General features: G+C 40.2%; 11 protein-coding genes. 3 read left to right on the top strand and 8 right to left on the bottom strand.

Translation table 11 applies throughout. From position 1 onward, the window contains the following. From V6W77_RS02560 to V6W77_RS02550, 3 genes are all read right to left on the bottom strand, one after another. The coding region (locus tag V6W77_RS02560) for a collagen-flanked surface repeat-containing protein (protein WP_334253695.1) at window positions 1-2818 on the bottom strand (2818 nt) is incomplete at its 3' end. A gap of 420 nt (window positions 2819-3238) precedes the next feature. After that, complete coding sequence (gene ilvD, locus V6W77_RS02555) at window positions 3239-5086, bottom strand: dihydroxy-acid dehydratase (RefSeq protein ID WP_283386103.1); 1848 nt, start codon at window positions 5084-5086, stop codon at window positions 3239-3241. 309 nt (window positions 5087-5395) lie between these two features. Next, complete coding sequence (locus tag V6W77_RS02550; protein ID WP_334229772.1) at window positions 5396-6043, bottom strand: OmpW/AlkL family protein; 648 nt, start codon at window positions 6041-6043, stop codon at window positions 5396-5398. A gap of 265 nt (window positions 6044-6308) precedes the next feature. Here V6W77_RS02550 and clpB point away from each other — a divergent pair, with 265 nt between their 5' ends. Together clpB and V6W77_RS02540 are read left to right on the top strand one after the other, a co-directional pair. Further along, window positions 6309-8876: an ATP-dependent chaperone ClpB gene (clpB, locus tag V6W77_RS02545; RefSeq protein WP_334253694.1), complete on the top strand. Its 2568-nt coding sequence runs from the start codon at window positions 6309-6311 to the stop codon at window positions 8874-8876. Between the two features lie 177 nt (window positions 8877-9053). Further along, window positions 9054-10196: a 5-methyltetrahydropteroyltriglutamate--homocysteine S-methyltransferase gene (locus V6W77_RS02540; protein WP_334253693.1), complete on the top strand. Its 1143-nt coding sequence runs from the start codon at window positions 9054-9056 to the stop codon at window positions 10194-10196. 48 nt (window positions 10197-10244) lie between these two features. On the opposite strand, the gene V6W77_RS02535 is transcribed toward V6W77_RS02540, so the two are convergent. The 4 genes from V6W77_RS02535 to folB form a co-directional block, all read right to left on the bottom strand. Continuing rightward, complete coding sequence (locus V6W77_RS02535; protein ID WP_334229769.1) at window positions 10245-11636, bottom strand: DASS family sodium-coupled anion symporter; 1392 nt, start codon at window positions 11634-11636, stop codon at window positions 10245-10247. A 171-nt stretch (window positions 11637-11807) separates the two neighbouring features. After that, window positions 11808-12707 carry a cytidine deaminase gene (cdd, locus tag V6W77_RS02530; protein WP_283386108.1) on the bottom strand — a complete coding sequence of 300 codons (900 nt, stop codon included), beginning with the start codon at window positions 12705-12707 and terminating at the stop codon, window positions 11808-11810. Between the two features lie 14 nt (window positions 12708-12721). Then, entirely contained in the window at window positions 12722-13624 is a 903-nt protein-coding gene (locus V6W77_RS02525) for a DMT family transporter (RefSeq protein WP_334253692.1), read from the bottom strand. Next, window positions 13621-13977 (bottom strand): dihydroneopterin aldolase, encoded by a 357-nt coding sequence (gene folB / locus V6W77_RS02520; RefSeq protein ID WP_334253691.1) that lies wholly within the window; start codon window positions 13975-13977, stop codon window positions 13621-13623. Before folB ends, V6W77_RS02525 begins: the two co-directional genes overlap by 4 nt. Window positions 13978-14046: 69 nt before the next feature. Here folB and plsY point away from each other — a divergent pair, with 69 nt between their 5' ends. Further along, window positions 14047-14652 (top strand): glycerol-3-phosphate 1-O-acyltransferase PlsY, encoded by a 606-nt coding sequence (gene plsY / locus V6W77_RS02515; protein ID WP_025235646.1) that lies wholly within the window; start codon window positions 14047-14049, stop codon window positions 14650-14652. A gap of 132 nt (window positions 14653-14784) precedes the next feature. On the opposite strand, the gene lptD is transcribed toward plsY, so the two are convergent. Continuing rightward, window positions 14785-17118: an LPS assembly protein LptD gene (gene lptD / locus V6W77_RS02510; protein WP_283386111.1), complete on the bottom strand. Its 2334-nt coding sequence runs from the start codon at window positions 17116-17118 to the stop codon at window positions 14785-14787. Window positions 17119-17172: the final 54 nt, after the last annotated feature.

Raw genomic sequence — 17172 nt, 5'->3', positions numbered from 1 at the left:
TACCGTTCTTCACTGTAGTGGTTGAACTTGTACCATCCGGGTTTTTAACTGTAATGGTGTGAGAACCGTCGCCGTTGTCTTTTACTTCAGCGGTTGCAGATTGACCGTCTTTACCATTATCACCCTTATCACCTTTCGCACCGTCTTTAACAGTCGTCGTTGTGGTTGAACCATCCGGGTTAGTTACTGTAATAGTATGCGTACCGTTTTTATTATCGGTTACAGTTGCAGTTGCATTCTTACCATCTACACCGTTAGTACCATCTTTACCATTTGTACCGTCTTTCACTGTAGTCGTGGTAGTAGAACCATCCGGGTTAGTTACTGTAATAGTATGCGTACCGTTTTTATTATCGGTTACAGTTGCAGTTGCGTTCTTACCATCTACACCGTTAGTACCATCTTTACCTTTCTCACCATCTCTTAGAATGGTTGTAGTTGTGGTATTGTCCGGGTTGGTTACAGTAATAGTATGCGTACCGTCTTTATTGTCGGTTACAGTTGCAGTTGCGTTCTTACCATCTACACCGTTAGTACCATCTTTACCTGCCGGACCTTGAGCACCCGCATCACCTTTATCACCTTTAGCACCTGCATCGCCCTTGTCGCCTTTAGCACCGTCTTTAACAGTAGCCGTAGAGCTAGAACCATCCGGGTTTTTCACAGTAATAGTATGTGTGCCATTTGGGTTGCTAGTGATGGTAGCGGTTGGAGATTGACCATCTTTACCTGCCGGACCTTGAGCACCTGTATCACCCTTGTCGCCTTTTGCACCTGCATCACCCTTGTCGCCTTTTGCACCAGCAACACCCGGGTCGCCTTTCTCGCCTTTAGCACCTGCTGCACCATCTTTACCATTTAAGCCATTACGCACAGTCATAGTAGAGGTTGTGTTATCAGGGTTAGTGATAGTGATGGTGTATGAACCGTCATCATTCGTTTTGCTTTCTACTTTTGTGCCTTTAACAGTGATGTTACGCACATTATCTGCTGTTGCACCTGTTACAGTTACGCCGTTTTCACCAATAAAATTCACTTGATTAGCATTTTTTACTGTTTCTTTGTAGTCGCCTGTAGTTGTTGAAACAATCCAGCCCATATTACGTAGATCGCCTACGGTTGCTACGGTGTCATTTGTAACAGCTGGATTGGTTAAGTTTAACAATGATTGTGGAGCATCATTTTTTAAGTTACTCGTTACATTGTTAATAGCTACCGGATTACCTTTTTGGTTTGGAGCAGCTGTTGGGTTAGTTGCGTTGATTACTAGCTGATTAGCAGGCACTTCTTGGTTTGTTGGATTGCCTTTATCATCAACTTTGTAGTATTTATCGCCAACTTTAACAACCGGTGTGCCGTCCGGAGCTGTGTACTGAACAGGTAAGCCTGTTACATTCACTTGAACATCAGTCTTAGTACCATTTGAGGTTACAACTGCTTTAGTATTGCCTCCGTCTTTGAAGTTAATAGTATCTTGGTTTTTAACTTCATCTTTTCTATTATCATTGTTATCAACAAAGAAGCTACTTTCTCCACCTGCTTTTTGTGTAACTTTTAGATCAATAGTCGAAACTTCACGTCCTACTGAATCTTTTGTAGTTTTCGGTGTAATAACTACAGAACCATCATCTGAGGTAAAGTTTACTTTATCGCCCCAATTTACATCTGCTAATTTATTACCACTTGTTTGTAATTCCCACGCACCTTGTTGTACGATTTGGTATAGCTGTGAACCGTTGATTGCGTCAGTAGAATTTTCGTTAATTGCACCTGCCGCAACGTGTTTGATTTGGCGTTCATAGTTTGCAGAACCTACCGAAACTTGGTCTCCAGCTGAGATTGTTTTAGAACCGGCAAAGCCGCTATACGTTACACCATTTACTGTTGCAGTGTCTTCTACAGTAGCATTCTGTTTAGTTGTTGAACCAGCCCCTAGTGCAACTGAGTTTTCCTTTTCCGCTTTTGCACCTACACCTAGTGCTGTTGCAATAGTCGTTGCATAAGTACGAGTACCGAATGAAGTTGCTAAATCTTTAGCTACAGCTGAAACCCCGATAGCTACCGCAGCTTGGCTTGCATTAGTTCCTGTGTATTGTATCGCTCGGCTAGTATCATTCGGTGTTCTTCCTATCCAGCTTTTATCTAGATCAACCAAATGCTCACCGGTTAAAGTATTAAATTTGGTGGCAATAGCAGATGTATTAATGCCTGTATATGGTACATTAGCCCAAGCGTGCTCCCCACCTCTATATGTTACACCTGCAACAGAGTCTAAGTCATCACCACCAATGGCAATAGATGAATGCCCTAATGCACGGGTGTCTGCACCTAATGCAACAGACTGATCGCCTAATGCTTGTGCTGAACGACCAATCGCTACGGCTTGAGAATAACTATTTAAACTTTTACCACTTTGATCACCTGTCGGAGCTGTTGCAACTGCCTTAGCACCCATACCAATAGCAATAGAAGCCGCCATAGTGGCACAAGTGATATTCCCTGCATTTGCAGTAGAGTTTGCATCACCAATTGCAATAGAACCTGTTTTTGCTGCGACAGCATAAGTATTGGAAACAGAATTATCAGTGCCATTATAAACACTAGTTACATTTCTGGACCCTGTGTTGTAAGAAATTGCCGTAGCCGCCATTGCCTGCGAACCAAGCAACACTCCACCCACCGCCGCTAATGCGATTAATGATGGCGATTTCACTTTATCAACTTGGCTTTTCGTTTTTTTATGAGCCTTGCCGATTTCTGAGGTTACTACCCAAGTTTGAGTAGCACAATTCCAAAGAACTTTGTAGATTTTGTTCATTTATTAAAGTCTCCAAATAAAAAAATCCACCTATAGCGTTTTATTACTGCTACAAGTGAATTGATAAATTTTAGGTACAATTATTTGCTTGCTTGCTTGCTTGCTTGCTTGCTTGCTTGCTTGCTTGCTTGCTTGCTTGACAGAATTATATTTCTTTTAATCATACTCTAATGTAATAGTTTAGAAAAACTGGAGATATATTGTACGCCTTCACGATATGAATACAACAATACTTTTTTAAAGATTTGTAAATCTTCTTAATTATGGTTAAATCTTTGCATAAATTAGGTTAGAAATCTCTTATAAGTAGATAACAAGCGGTCAAAAAGCATTATTTTTTTGCAGATTAGCTGTGCTATTTTTGGAAATAATCAGGGCGTACATTGTACGCCCCGACGTAAGGTTATGCAGAGTATTAAATTATTTTAAAAGCGATTTATCCCGCACCGCACCTTTATCCGCTGAGGTGGCAAAATGCCCGAACACTTTTAATGCAAATGACACTTCACGTTTGCGATTAACAGGTTGCCACGCTTTGTCGCCACGAGCTTCCATCTCTTTACGGCGTTCAGCCAATTCTTCGTCTGAAATCATTAAATTGATTGAGCGGTTTGGAATATCAATTGAAACCGTATCGCCATCGTTAATTAAGGCAATTGCACCGCCTGAAGCGGCTTCCGGTGAAGCGTGTCCGATAGATAAACCTGATGTACCGCCAGAGAATCGTCCGTCTGTTAATAACGCACATTTTTTGCCTAAACCCATTGATTTTAAGTAGCTGGTTGGATAAAGCATTTCTTGCATACCCGGTCCGCCTTTTGGTCCTTCGTAACGAATAATTACGATATGCCCTTCTTTTACTTTTCCACCTAGAATGCCGGCTACTGCATCTTCTTGGCTTTCAAACACAATGGCTTCGCCGGTGAATTTCCAAATGGATTCATCAACGCCGGCGGTTTTTACAATACAGCCATCTTCAGCAATGTTACCGAATAATACGGCTAAACCGCCTTCTTTAGTTACCGCATTTTCTACGTTGCGGATACAGCCGTTTTCACGGTCATCATCAACCGTATCCCAACGGCAATCTTGCGAAAATGCTTTGGTGGTGCGGATACCTGCCGGTCCGGCACGGAAGAATTTGTGTAACTCTTCGTCTTTGTTGCGGATAATGTCGTATTGGTTAAGTTGCTCTTCAATCGTCAATCCTAATACGGTTTTAACGTGGCGATGAATTAAACCGGCACGGTCTAACTCGCCCAATAACCCCATAATACCACCTGCACGGTGCACATCTTCCATATGGTATTTATTGGTATTTGGGGCAATTTTACTTAAGCACGGCACAACGCGAGAGAGGCGGTCAATGTCTGCCATTTTGAAATCCACACCGGCTTCTTGTGCTGCTGCTAATAAGTGAAGCACCGTATTACTTGAACCGCCCATTGCAATATCTAAACTCATTGCGTTTTCAAAGGCATCAAAACTCGCAATCGAACGTGGTAGCACGCTTTCGTCATCTTCTTGGTAATATTTACGGCAAAGTTCGACAATTTCACGCCCTGCTTTTAGGAATAATTCTTTGCGGTCTGCGTGAGTTGCAAGCATTGAACCGTTGCCCGGCAAACTTAAACCTAAGGCTTCGGTTAAGCAGTTCATTGAGTTTGCAGTAAACATTCCTGAACAAGAACCGCAGGTAGGGCAAGCGTGTTTTTCAATGGCATCAATACGCTCATCAGACACATTTGGGTCTGCACTTTCGATCATTGCATCAACTAAATCTAAACGAATTAGTTGATCGGAAAGTTTGGTTTTACCTGCTTCCATTGGTCCGCCTGAAACGAAAATAGTCGGAATATTCAAACGCATTGCCGCCATTAACATTCCCGGTGTGATTTTGTCGCAGTTGGAAATACAGACCATCGCATCGGCACAGTGAGCGTTTACCATATATTCCACACTATCGGCAATTAAATCACGGCTTGGCAGGGAATAAAGCATTCCGCCGTGCCCCATTGCGATGCCGTCGTCCACCGCAATAGTGTTAAATTCTTTCGCCACACCACCAGCTTTTTCAATTTCAGCTGCAACTAATTGCCCCATATCTTTTAAGTGAACGTGCCCCGGCACAAATTGGGTAAAGGAGTTTACCACCGCAATAATCGGTTTACCGAAATCATTTTCTTTCATACCGGTGGCACGCCATAACGCACGAGCCCCAGCCATATTACGACCTTGTGTAGAAGTCGCAGAACGTAAAATAGGCATAATCTTCTCCAAATTTTTGATGTTGTGTTTGTTAAATGGATTAATTCTACTTGAATTTTTTGGGAAGCGGTAATTTTTTTGCAAGCGGTTAAAATAAGGTTATTTTTTGTATATTTTATACTATTCTCCGTCTATTTATTCTGCCAAATCTCCCCCTGCCCCTCTTTGCTAAAGAGGGGAGATCGGCTAAATCATTAATATTTAATCTATTAGCCTTTTTTCTCCGCAAAACGACCGCTTGTAAAATAAAAAAGAGTGCTAATCGTTAGATTAACACTCTCTCTTTTCTAGCTAAATATCAAAGGGGAATTAGAATTTCACACCGAAACCTGCGAATAATACAACAGGGTCAAGTTTCACTTTTACTTCGTGATCTAACCCTAACGCTTTAAATTTTGCTGTGGTTTTAATACGTGTGTACCACGCTGCTGCGTTGAAGTAGATGTTGTCAGTTAATTTCACATCTACCCCTAAGTTAGCCACAGGTGCGAAAGAGTGTTTTTTCACATCTAAATTGGTAACTGCTGCGTGAACTGATTTAGCGTGGTAGAAGCGAGTGTAGTTAATACCTGCACCAACGTAAGGTTTTACTTTCGCCGTTGGCTCAAAGAAATAATATTGAGCATAAAGGCTTGGAGGTAATTGTTTTAAGCTTACTACTCTGCCTAAATCTAAGTTTAATGCAGGCACTTTACCGTTAATTTTGTGAGAAAACGGTGTTGCACCTAATAATTCAATACCCACATTGTCCGCTAACATATAAGTTGCAGTTAAGCCTAATTGAGTGTTGTTTTTCACTTTTAAATCAATCTTAACCGGTGTAACAGTGTTAGATTCTGAATTTGCTTGCACGTGTACCGCACCAAAACGGAACATTGTATCGCCCGCTTGGTGTGCCATTGCTGAACCTGCTAATAAAGTGCTACCTAAAAGAATTGCTAAAGTTGTTTTTTTCATTTTAATTTCCTCAAAAATAATCAGATTACCTATAACGAGGTAAACTTTGGAGGAGTGTAAATGAAGTGAAATAAAAATGAATTGATATTTATCAAATTTTTAACATTAAACTACTTATTGAGAGTTATTTTATTTATTTTTGTGATCTTTTTCACATTTTTACTTGAAAACTGCTTGACAAACACTATTTATAACATCGTGAAAGGTTAAGCGTTTATTACATCGCTTAATTCATTATTAAAAATAAATAGATTCTGGAGTAAATATGAATTTTGAAAAAATGACAACCAAACTGCAAGAAGCGTTAGCTGAATCGCAATCCCTTGCAGTCGGAAAAGATAACCCTTATATCGAACCTGCTCATTTACTGTATGCGTTACTAAAACAAGATGGCGGTTCGGTTGCCCCACTCTTTACGGCATTAAATATCAATGTGCAGACCTTGATTAGCGAATTGCAAGCCATTTTAGACCGCTTGCCGCAAGTTCAAGGCGGTAATACACAGGTTTCACAGCAATTAGTGAGATTGTTAAATCAATCAGACAAGTTGGCACAGCAATTTGGTGATAGCTTTATTTCATCTGAACTGTTTGTGTTAGCCTCTGTTGAAGATAACGGTGATTTGGGTAAATTATTTAAAAAGTTTGGCTTGAGTAAAGAAAAACTCACACAAGCAATTAGCCAAATTCGAGGAGGAGAAAACGTGAATAATCAAAATGCGGAAGAAACCCGTCAAGCATTGAAAAAATATACCATTGATTTAACCGAGCGAGCCAAAGCAGGTAAATTAGACCCTGTTATCGGGCGTGATGAAGAAATCCGCCGTGCGGTGCAAGTATTACAACGCCGTACCAAAAATAACCCAGTGCTTATCGGCGAACCGGGCGTGGGTAAAACGGCGATTGTGGAAGGCTTGGCACAGCGTATTGTCAATGGTGAAGTGCCTGAAGGCTTGAAAAACAAGCGTGTACTTTCGCTTGATATGGGAGCATTAATTGCCGGGGCGAAATATCGTGGCGAATTTGAAGAACGTTTAAAAGCGGTTTTAAATGAACTCGCCAAAGAAGAAGGACAAGTTATCCTCTTTATTGATGAAATTCACACAATGGTGGGAGCAGGCAAAACAGACGGTGCAATGGACGCCGGCAACTTGCTCAAACCTAGCCTTGCACGAGGTGAATTACACTGCGTAGGGGCAACTACCCTTGATGAATATCGTCAATATATTGAAAAAGATGCCGCCCTTGAACGCCGTTTCCAAAAAGTATTAGTGGACGAGCCAACGGTGGAAGATACCATTGCGATTTTGCGTGGATTGAAAGAGCGTTATGAAATTCACCACCACGTGCAAATTACCGACCCAGCTATCGTAGCGGCGGCAACGCTTTCGCACCGCTATGTGTCGGATCGTCAGTTGCCGGACAAAGCGATTGATTTAATTGATGAAGCAGCCTCCAGCCTACGTATGGAAATTGATTCCAAACCTGAGCCGTTAGATAAGCTTGAACGCCGCATTATTCAACTCAAATTGGAACGCCAAGCGTTACAAAAAGAGGAAGATGAGGCAAGCCGCCAACGTTTAGCGAAGTTAGATGAAGAAATGGCAGCGAAAGAGCGTGAATATTCCGAGCTAGAAGAAATTTGGAAAGCGGAAAAGTCCGCCTTGCTTGGCACGCAACATATTAAAGAAGAGTTGGAAAACGCTCGCATTGCGATGGATCAAGCTCGCCGTGAAAACAACTTCGAGAAGATGTCTGAGTTGCAATATGGCGTGATTCCAAACTTAGAAAAGCAGTTACAAGCGGTCGAAAATGGTGAAAAAAATGCAGAAACGCAATTACTTCGCACCAAAGTAACCGAAGAAGAAATTGCCGAAGTGCTTTCAAAAGCAACGGGCATTCCTGTTGCTAAAATGATGGAAGGCGAGAAAGAAAAACTCCTTCGTATGGAAGACGTATTGCACGCTCGTGTTATCGGTCAAAATGAAGCGGTGGATGCAGTGGCAAATGCCATTCGCCGTAGCCGTGCGGGGCTTTCTGATCCGAATAAACCGATTGGTTCGTTTTTATTCTTAGGTCCGACCGGCGTGGGTAAAACGGAATTGAGCAAAACATTAGCCAACTTCTTGTTTGATGACCCTGATGCAATGGTGCGTATTGATATGTCTGAGTTTATGGAAAAACACAGCGTGTCTCGCTTGGTGGGAGCACCTCCGGGCTATGTTGGTTATGAAGAAGGGGGGTATTTAACCGAAGCGGTCCGCCGCCGTCCTTATTCTGTTGTATTACTTGATGAAGTGGAAAAAGCCCACCCTGATGTGTTTAACATTTTACTGCAAGTGTTAGATGACGGACGTTTAACGGACGGGCAAGGCAGAACGGTGGATTTCCGTAATACCGTTGTAATTATGACCTCAAACTTAGGCTCACATCTCATTCAAGAGAATGCACATAAGGGCTATGATGCGGTTAAAGAGATGGTAATGGAAGTTGTTGGACACCATTTCCGCCCTGAGTTTATCAACCGTATTGATGAAACCGTGATGTTCCACTCGTTAGGAAAAGATCATATCCGTTCAATTGCGAAAATTCAGCTACAACGCTTAATCACTCGCTTGGCAGAACGTGGTTATAGCCTAACGGTAACAGATGCAGCGTTAGATCATATCGGCAATGCCGGTTTTGACCCATTATTCGGAGCAAGACCACTTAAACGTGCGATTCAGCAAGAGCTTGAAAATCCGCTTGCTCAACAGATTTTAAGCGGTAAATTATTACCGAATAAACCTGTAACAGTGGATTACCAAGACGGCACTATTGTGGCAACGCAATAATAGCCTTTAACAAGCGGTTAAAAATTGCAAAAAATTTGCAAAAGATCACCGCTTGTATAGTAAAATTTTTCATACTGCCCTTCATTAATTTTCATAAGTTAATGAAGGGCTTTTTATTGCTCTTTTTGCTATGATTAACAGTGTTTATAACACAATACAATTACAAGGAGTGATTTTATGAGCCAATTATTTCCGGAAGCAACCATTCGTACCCAAGCCCCTTATCGCAATGATATTGTAGGCAGTTTTCTGCGTACTGATGCGTTAAAGCAAGCGAGAGAAGATTTCAACCAACAAAAAATTAGCCGTGAGGAACTCAGAGAAGTAACTCGCCAAGAGGTTAAAAAGCTAGTTGACTTACAAAAACAACACGGCGTAAAAGCGGTTTCTGACGGGGAATTCAGCCGTACTTGGTGGCATTTGGATTTCTTAGCTGAATTAGACGGTATGGATTGGAAAGAAACAGAAGTCTTTAATGTAAACTTCACGGGTCATAAGCCGAAGGGTCAAACCGTAAAAATCATAGGTGATATTGATTTCTCGGACAATCACTCTTTTATTGATGCTTACCGCATTTTAAAAGAAGCAGCAGGCGATTATCCAACTAAATTTACTATTCCTGCTCCAACAATGTTGCACGTTATCTGCTGTGTGCGAGATGAAAACTACCAGCCACTACCACAATATCAAGACGAGCAAAAACTTTATGATGATATTGCCAATGCTTATATTAAGGCAATGCACAAATTCTACGAAATGGGATTACGCAACCTACAGCTAGATGATACAAGCTGGGGACAATTCTGTGCCGAAGACAAACGTAAAGAATTTGAGGCAAGAGGTTTCGATTTAACTGATTTAGCCGAAAAATATGTTGCCTTATTAAATCGTATTGTTGATGCCAAACCTGCCGATATGTCTATTACAATGCATATTTGTCGTGGTAACTTCCGTTCTTCTTGGTTCTCGGAAGGTGGTTATGGTCCTGTTGCTGAAACATTATTTGGCAAATGCCGTATTGATGGTTTCTTCTTAGAATATGATACCGAACGTGCAGGTACGTTCGAGCCGTTACGTCATATTAAAAATCAACAAGTGGTTTTAGGTTTAATTACCTCGAAATTTGGTGATTTGGAAGATAAAAATGCAATCATCGAACGTATTAAAGAAGCTGCTCAAATTGTACCGATTAACCAATTATGTTTATCGCCACAATGTGGTTTTGCGTCCACCGAAGAAGGGAATATTTTAACTGAAGAAGCACAGTGGGCGAAATTAAACTTAATTAAAGAAATTGCAGAAGAAGTTTGGGGTAAGTAATTCCCTTTTTATAAAAAAATAGCCAAGTAATCACTTGGCTATTTTCATTTACAACCAGAACCAGTAACCAATTCCGGCAATCACTAATATACAAAGCAAGTCGATTTTATAAGACTTGAGCATATCTTTTTGTCTAACCAAACCTGTTCCGTAAACAATGGCATTAGGTGGTGTTCCTACAGGCAACATAAAGGCACAAGATGCCCCTAGTCCAATAATTAAGGCAAATCCAAGTGGGTTGATATTTAAAGCCTCTGCAATAGAGATAAATATCGGCACAAGTAATGCTGCACTTGCGGTATTTGAAGTAAACTCCGTTAAGCAGATAATAAAAGCAGCAATAATTAAGCACACAATAAAATAATGTTTGCCTTCAATTAAAGAGATAATACCTTCCGCCATAATTCGGCTTGCTCCTGTATGGCTAAGTACGGCACTCAAGGTGAGCCCACCACCAAAGAGAAATAATATTCCCCATTCTGTATTGTCTTGAATTTGTTGCCAACTCACTACTTTTGTTACACACAATAGCAAGGAAGCAACGAGTGCAATAATACTATCAAAGTTGCCAATATTAGATTTTAAGCCTAAGAAGCTTGAAATAAGCGGATTAATCACACTACTTAGCACCCAACAGCACGCAATGAAAAGAAAAATGCTCAGCGTAATAACACGTTGACGATTAAAGTTAATTTGTTCAAATTCAAACTCAAAATCTTGATTAAATCTAGGCTTGAAAGTGATATATAAAATAAAAATGACTAATGGCAAAATAATCAACATAACCGGCAAGCCATACATCAACCAATCGGAAAATGTAAGGTGTAGCTGGGAAGCTGCAATCGCATTTGGCGGGCTTCCGACTAAAGTCCCCATTCCGCCGATACTTGCACTATACGCAATACCAAGTAATACGAAAGTATAAGTATTGCGTTCCGATTCTCTGTCCATTTTACTGAGAATGCCTAATGCAAGAGGTAGCATCATCGCAGCCGTTGCGGTATTGCTCATCCACATTGACAAAAAAGCCGTAACGCCAAATAAATAAAGTACGGCAACAAATAATTTTCCCTTTGCCAGAGCCATAATTTTATTTGCGATCATTTTGTCAATTTTTTGGATATGCAATGCGGCAGCCAATGCAAAACCTCCAAAGAATAAGAAGATAGTTGGATCAGCAAAGGCACTTAATGCCTCTTTTGAAGTAACCACCCCCAATGCAATTGCCAACACAGGCACAAAAAGAGCAGTAATGGTAACGTGAACCGCTTCCGTGAGCCATAAAATAGCAACAAAAGCTAAAAGAGCTAAGCCTTTGGTTGGCTCCGGCTCAAAAGGTAATGTGTTTAGTAAAACAAAGAAAAGCACAACGTCCGCTATAAAAATAGCCATATCACGTCGGTTCTTTTTAACTTGTTCTAAAATGAGTGCATTATTCATTTCAAATCCTTATATTTTTAATATTATGGGAAATATCTTAACTAAAATTACAACTTGCCATTAGTAAAAAAACACCAAAATATGCGTTAAATCAAAAAGATAGAGAATAAAAAAGCAAGCATTTTTGCTCGCTTTAGAAAATAGTGATTAAATCGCAAAAATAATTAAAAATCAGACCGCTTGTAGTGGAACATATTCAATGTCTAAATCCAATAAGGATTTAGCTAAGGCTTTCGTCATTGCCCTACTACTTAATGAGCCTTCTGCTTCGGCTAATACAATTCGCTCAACAGGCACATCAGCTAATCCTAAAAATAGGCGATAATTCAATGCACTTTGTAACGGTAAAAAAGTTGGATTGAACGCCGCATTTTCAGCATATTTGCCACAAATAATACGTTCGCCGACTTGTAATGCAATCCCACTAAAGGCTTTGCTATAAGGTGCGTAAGACGTATTTGCAGCAGCAATGGCGGCTTGTTGTAATTTGTCGCCTGTAGTTGCAAACTGTTGTGGTTGGTTGTCAAATAGGACTTTTTCAATGCCTAAATCTTTTGGTCCGAAACTATCCGGCAAGTAGCTATGTAATAAATTATCTTGGCTGTGTGGCAAGTGTACTTTTAGATTTTCAGCTCCACTAAGTTCATTCATAAATTGGCGGCAATGTCCGCAAGGGGTGTAATTAACCACTACATCTGTAATCAAGGTTTCGCCTGCAAGCCACGCGTGGGAAATCGCACTCTGCTCTGCGTGAACCGATTGCTGCATACATTCCCCCGAAAATTCTTGGTTTGCCCCGAAATAGAAATCGCCACGTTTCCCAACTGCTACTGCTCCAACATTAAAATGAGAGACGGGCGTAACCGCATAGCAAGCGGCAATTGAAATACAAAATAGGGCTAATTCAATGCGAGAACGTTTAAATTTTTCACATAGTTCATCAACAACTTCATAAGATAACTGTCCGTGAAAATCTTGCCTGATAAGTTGCTCAATTACCGCTTTTGTGATTTCACAATTTTTCTCCGCTATTAATTGTTCAAAACGTTCTAAAATTTCTGTACGAAACATATTACTACCTCCGGTTAATATTTTTTATAGCTACAAATCAGTATGCCTGCCGTAATCAATACGGCACTAATAATATGGTAAATATGGACTGCTTCATTTAATAAAATGATACTAAAAATGGCTGCAAACAGTGGTGTGAAGTTAGTCATTACCGTTCCTTTAGCTGAACCTACTATCGCAATACCAAAATTCCAAAAAGCGTAAGAGAGAATGGATGGTCCAATAATTAAATAACCTATTCCGCTCCATTGTAAAGCGGTCAAATTTGCTAAATTTTTTGCAGATTCTGTTGTATATTCATAAATAAAGAAAGGCGTTAAAGTGATAACCGCTAATCCAACCAATACCGTAAGAAATACGGTATTACTGATGCCTTGCGGACGTAGCCGAATCACACAGCAATAAACCGCCCAGCTTACAGTAGATGCAATCGCCCATAAATCACCTTTATTAATTGAAAGGTTGACTAAACGAGAAAGCTCCCCTTGCATTAATAGCCACAGTACACCGAGCAAGCTAATAATTGCACCTGTTAAAATAATCGGGCTAATTTGCTCTTTAAAAGCAAGTCGGTTTAAAAGCAATACCAAAACAGGCGAAATAGCTAAATAGAGGCTGGCATTGAGTGCCGTTGTTGTTTTTAAGCCTTCATATAAAGTAGCAGGGAACAAAATAACCCCAAGTAACCCCAGCCCCCACATTACCCCTAAACGAGGTTTGAATAAAGGTATAGCTCGTAAAGTCGGGCGAAAAAAGAGCAAAGCCAAAATTAAAAATGCCGGTAACCACCGCAAATAGGTTAATGTAATAGGCTGAACTGAGCCGCTTAACACTTTGCCTAATACAAAATTTCCACCCCAGAAAAGGGTCGCAATAATTAAGCTAAAATAACCTAATTTCAGTGATGATGAGGTCATTGATGACCTCGTTCTACAATCACACCTACACTACTTGCTTGAGCCACCGCCTTAGGCTTATGCAATTCAATGCGAACCCAAGAAAGTTGGTACTCTTTTTGCAATAATTCTGCCAGTTGATAGGCAACGGTTTCTACCAATTTAAACGGTTGAGATTCTACAAAATGTAACACTTTTTCCGACACTTCTGCATAATTCAAGCAATACTTCACATCATCGGTTTCTGTGGCTTTGGAAAAATCCCACGCCATATCAATATTAAACACCAGACGTTGTTTAATAGTATGTTCCCAATCATACGCCCCGATAGAAGCAAATGCAGTTAACTCTCGAATAAACACTTTATCACTCATTTTTCGTCCTGTTATATTTTTAGAATTTCTGTAAAATATAGCACAAGATAAATTTAATCAGGAAAATTTATGACTTTAATTCCCTATTTATTGATCTTGATTGCCTATTTGCTAGGCTCAATTTCAAGTGCGGTAATTTTCTGCAAACTTGCAGGCTTGCCCGACCCAAGAGAAACCGGTTCGCATAATGCCGGAGCAACCAATGTGCTTAGAATCGGGGGTAAAAGTGCGGCGTTGGGCGTGCTTTTATTCGATATTTTAAAAGGCACATTACCTGTGGCAATGGGAATTTATTTTGGCTTATCTCCTTCACAACTTGGTTTTATTGCATTAGCGGTTTGTCTGGGGCATATTTTCCCGGTTTTCTTTCAATTTAAAGGCGGAAAAGGCGTTGCCACTGCATTTGGGGCAATTTCTGCGTTGAGCTTTATTGTTGCAGGTGGAGCAATTTGTACTTGGCTTTTGGTGTTTTTGATTTCCGGCTACTCATCTTTAAGTGCAGTGCTAACTGCCCTACTTGTACCGTTTTATATTTGGTGGTTTGAGCCACAATTTACTTTCCCTGTTGCCTTAGTATGTTGTTTATTGGTCTACCGCCACCACGACAATATTCAACGTTTATGGCGAGGACAAGAAGATAAAATGTGGGACAAATTAAAGAAAAAGAAAGCGTAAAAATAGGCATAGTTCAGATTTTCGAATGAAACTCAGGATAAGTTAATCTACAGCACAGTGTCTAGCAAATCAATCTCGTGCCCTGAGATTTATATTGGCATAAAAAAGCGAGAACAATGTTCTCGCTTTTTTTTAATTGATACCGTAAGGTTCAGTATAAGGAATAATGCCTCGTTTTAACATTCTCGATACGCCATTGCTATAACTTGTGCCAAAACGTAACTCAAAGTTAATCCCGAATTTATTATCGTAGTAAAAATCGTTAATCGTATCAGGCGAACCGACAGGCGTTGAAACTAAGCGGCGAGCCACGTAGACATTCGCTGCCCAACAACAAGTGTTGTAATTCAGAGAAAGCTGCCCTTCAACCGGTTTCTTCAAAGCAAGATCGTGATAATAACTGGTCATTACCGATACTTTATCCGTTATTTCCCAACCTAATACCCCACCAATTTGCTTGATAGATTGACCATATCTATTCGTATTTAAGTTTTGATTGATATAATCTTTACTTGCATAACGATAGTTAAGCTGAATCAATTTGTCTGATTGCGGTTTATATTGCAATGACATATTCGCTAAAGAAGTTTGATTTAAGCGAGTGTCATATTGATAACTACCGTGCCAGTTCCACTTTTTATGGAATTTCCAGTTAGATTCTGCCGCCCACGAAGAAGAACGTTTAGCAGTGCTATTATCCGATGTATCATCAATTTTTGATGGGCTTAAATAATAGGTTTGACCTAAACTAAAGTTGAATACCTCTTCTCCTGTTTCATTGTTAAAGAAGCGAGTTGTTCCACCGGCTGTAATTAAATTTGCCGATGAAATTCGGTCTAAACCACTATAACGGCGGTCGTTAAATAGTGAGAAGTAATCATTTTGCAATAGTGCCGAATCATAACCTAAACTCACACTTTTCTGGCGTTTAGAACCAATATCGCTTTGATTTTTGTATGGACGATAAATATATTGCAATCTCGGCTCAATCGTTTGATTAAAACCGGAGAATAGTTGTTTATCTGATGCTAAAACCGTTTTGAAATCTAACTTAATTTGAGGCAATACTCGGCTTACGCTTTTCTTGATCTCTTCTGTACTTTCACTTCCTTTACTTTGCAAATAATGAGTTGCATATAACTTAGTTTCTAAATTCAAACTACCGTAGCGGTTTGCAAATGGAAAGTTTAACGTTGGCTCAGCGTGGAAACGCCACGCTTTTGGCATTAGTTTACTATCATTTTCAAAACGAGCAGCTTGAGCGAAGAATTTGAAATCACCACCTTTAATTAAATCGTTTTTGTAGTAATTAAAGTCAATTTGTGGAAGTACACGGTAAGGTCCGATATCCAATTCATCAAAGGTTTGGAATTTTTTACCTGAAATCGATAAATTATAATTTGGTTGGTAATAACCTAATCTAAAATTTTGTGTTGCGTAGCCGTCTGTACTGTTACCATAGTCTGAATCAAAATCAGAGAAATAGCGTCTATCGCTAACTTTGGTGTAATCTACCGAGAAACGCCAATCAGTTAAGAAACTCATTGCGTGTCGCCAGTGGAGCAAATAACGTTTACGATCATCATTTTCCGGTTGATATTCACTGAGACGATCTTTCGCCATATACTCTGTTGCCACCAAGCCTTGACCGATTTTGGTTAGATAACGAAACTCCGGACTAACTTGCCAGCCACGACGGGAATAGTAAGTTGGTGTGATTGTCGCATCCATATTCGGTGCAATATTCCAGTAAAATGGTTGAGAGTAAGTCCAACCATTTTTGCTTGAACGCTCAAAACTTGGAATAAGTAACCCAGTGCGACGACGATCACCAATCGGAAATTGTAAATAAGGTGAGTAGAAAACAGGTACACCTAAGACTTTGAAACGAGCGTGCCACATTTCAGCATACTCTTCATCAACGTGTTGGATCATCTCATTCGCGTCAATTTGCCAAGAATTGTCATCGGGTAAACAAGAAGTGAAGCTGGCATTTTTAAGCGTACGTTTGCTATCCCCAAATTCACCATACTCTGCTGTACCTCGCCCTTGTCTGCCGACTAATTGATAGTTAGCATTACTTAAGTTGGCATCTTTGGAAAGCAGATTAATAGTAGCATCAGCTCCAGTGGCTTGAATCAAATTGTCTTGATAGTTAAAATTGCCTTGCAAATATGCCATTCGGGCATTTTCGCCGTCTTGTTCCACTCGAACCTGATCAGCCACAATTGAACGATTGCCTTGTTTAATACTCACATCACCCGTGTAAGTTGCATCACGAGGCTGATTAATCACCGCACTGTCAGACTCAATGGTAACAGGCATTCTGAGCTGATCGCCTTCTACTACCTCACCTTGAAATTGAGGTACACCAAGCAAGCATTGTTGCTTTAGATCAGCTACTGCATAATTACTATAACAAGCTGCCATCACAGCAAGAGAAAGTAAGCTATAACGCTGTTTCATTATTTTTCCTTTCTGAATTGGGAACAAGCGGTTGAATTTGAACGTTTTCTTGCA

It is taken from the genome of Mannheimia indoligenes, from assembly GCF_036880405.1.
GTDB classification, from domain to species: domain Bacteria; phylum Pseudomonadota; class Gammaproteobacteria; order Enterobacterales; family Pasteurellaceae; genus Mannheimia; species Mannheimia indoligenes.
The sequence above is the reverse complement of the archived record's forward strand: the minus strand, read 5'-3'. Positions and strand labels throughout refer to the sequence as shown.

Bases quoted from the DNA above. Each gene is read 5' to 3' on its own strand.
- clpB (WP_334253694.1), top strand. From the start codon at position 6,309: ATGAATTTTGAAAAAATGACAACCAAACTGCAAGAAGCGTTAGCTGAA.
- ilvD (WP_283386103.1), bottom strand. From the start codon at position 5,086: ATGCCTATTTTACGTTCTGCGACTTCTACACAAGGTCGTAATATGGCT.
- V6W77_RS02550 (WP_334229772.1), bottom strand. From the start codon at position 6,043: ATGAAAAAAACAACTTTAGCAATTCTTTTAGGTAGCACTTTATTAGCA.
- folB (WP_334253691.1), bottom strand. From the start codon at position 13,977: ATGAGTGATAAAGTGTTTATTCGAGAGTTAACTGCATTTGCTTCTATC.
- V6W77_RS02540 (WP_334253693.1), top strand. From the start codon at position 9,054: ATGAGCCAATTATTTCCGGAAGCAACCATTCGTACCCAAGCCCCTTAT.
- lptD (WP_283386111.1), bottom strand. From the start codon at position 17,118: ATGAAACAGCGTTATAGCTTACTTTCTCTTGCTGTGATGGCAGCTTGT.
- plsY (WP_025235646.1), top strand. From the start codon at position 14,047: ATGACTTTAATTCCCTATTTATTGATCTTGATTGCCTATTTGCTAGGC.
- cdd (WP_283386108.1), bottom strand. From the start codon at position 12,707: ATGTTTCGTACAGAAATTTTAGAACGTTTTGAACAATTAATAGCGGAG.
- V6W77_RS02535 (WP_334229769.1), bottom strand. From the start codon at position 11,636: ATGAATAATGCACTCATTTTAGAACAAGTTAAAAAGAACCGACGTGAT.
- V6W77_RS02525 (WP_334253692.1), bottom strand. From the start codon at position 13,624: ATGACCTCATCATCACTGAAATTAGGTTATTTTAGCTTAATTATTGCG.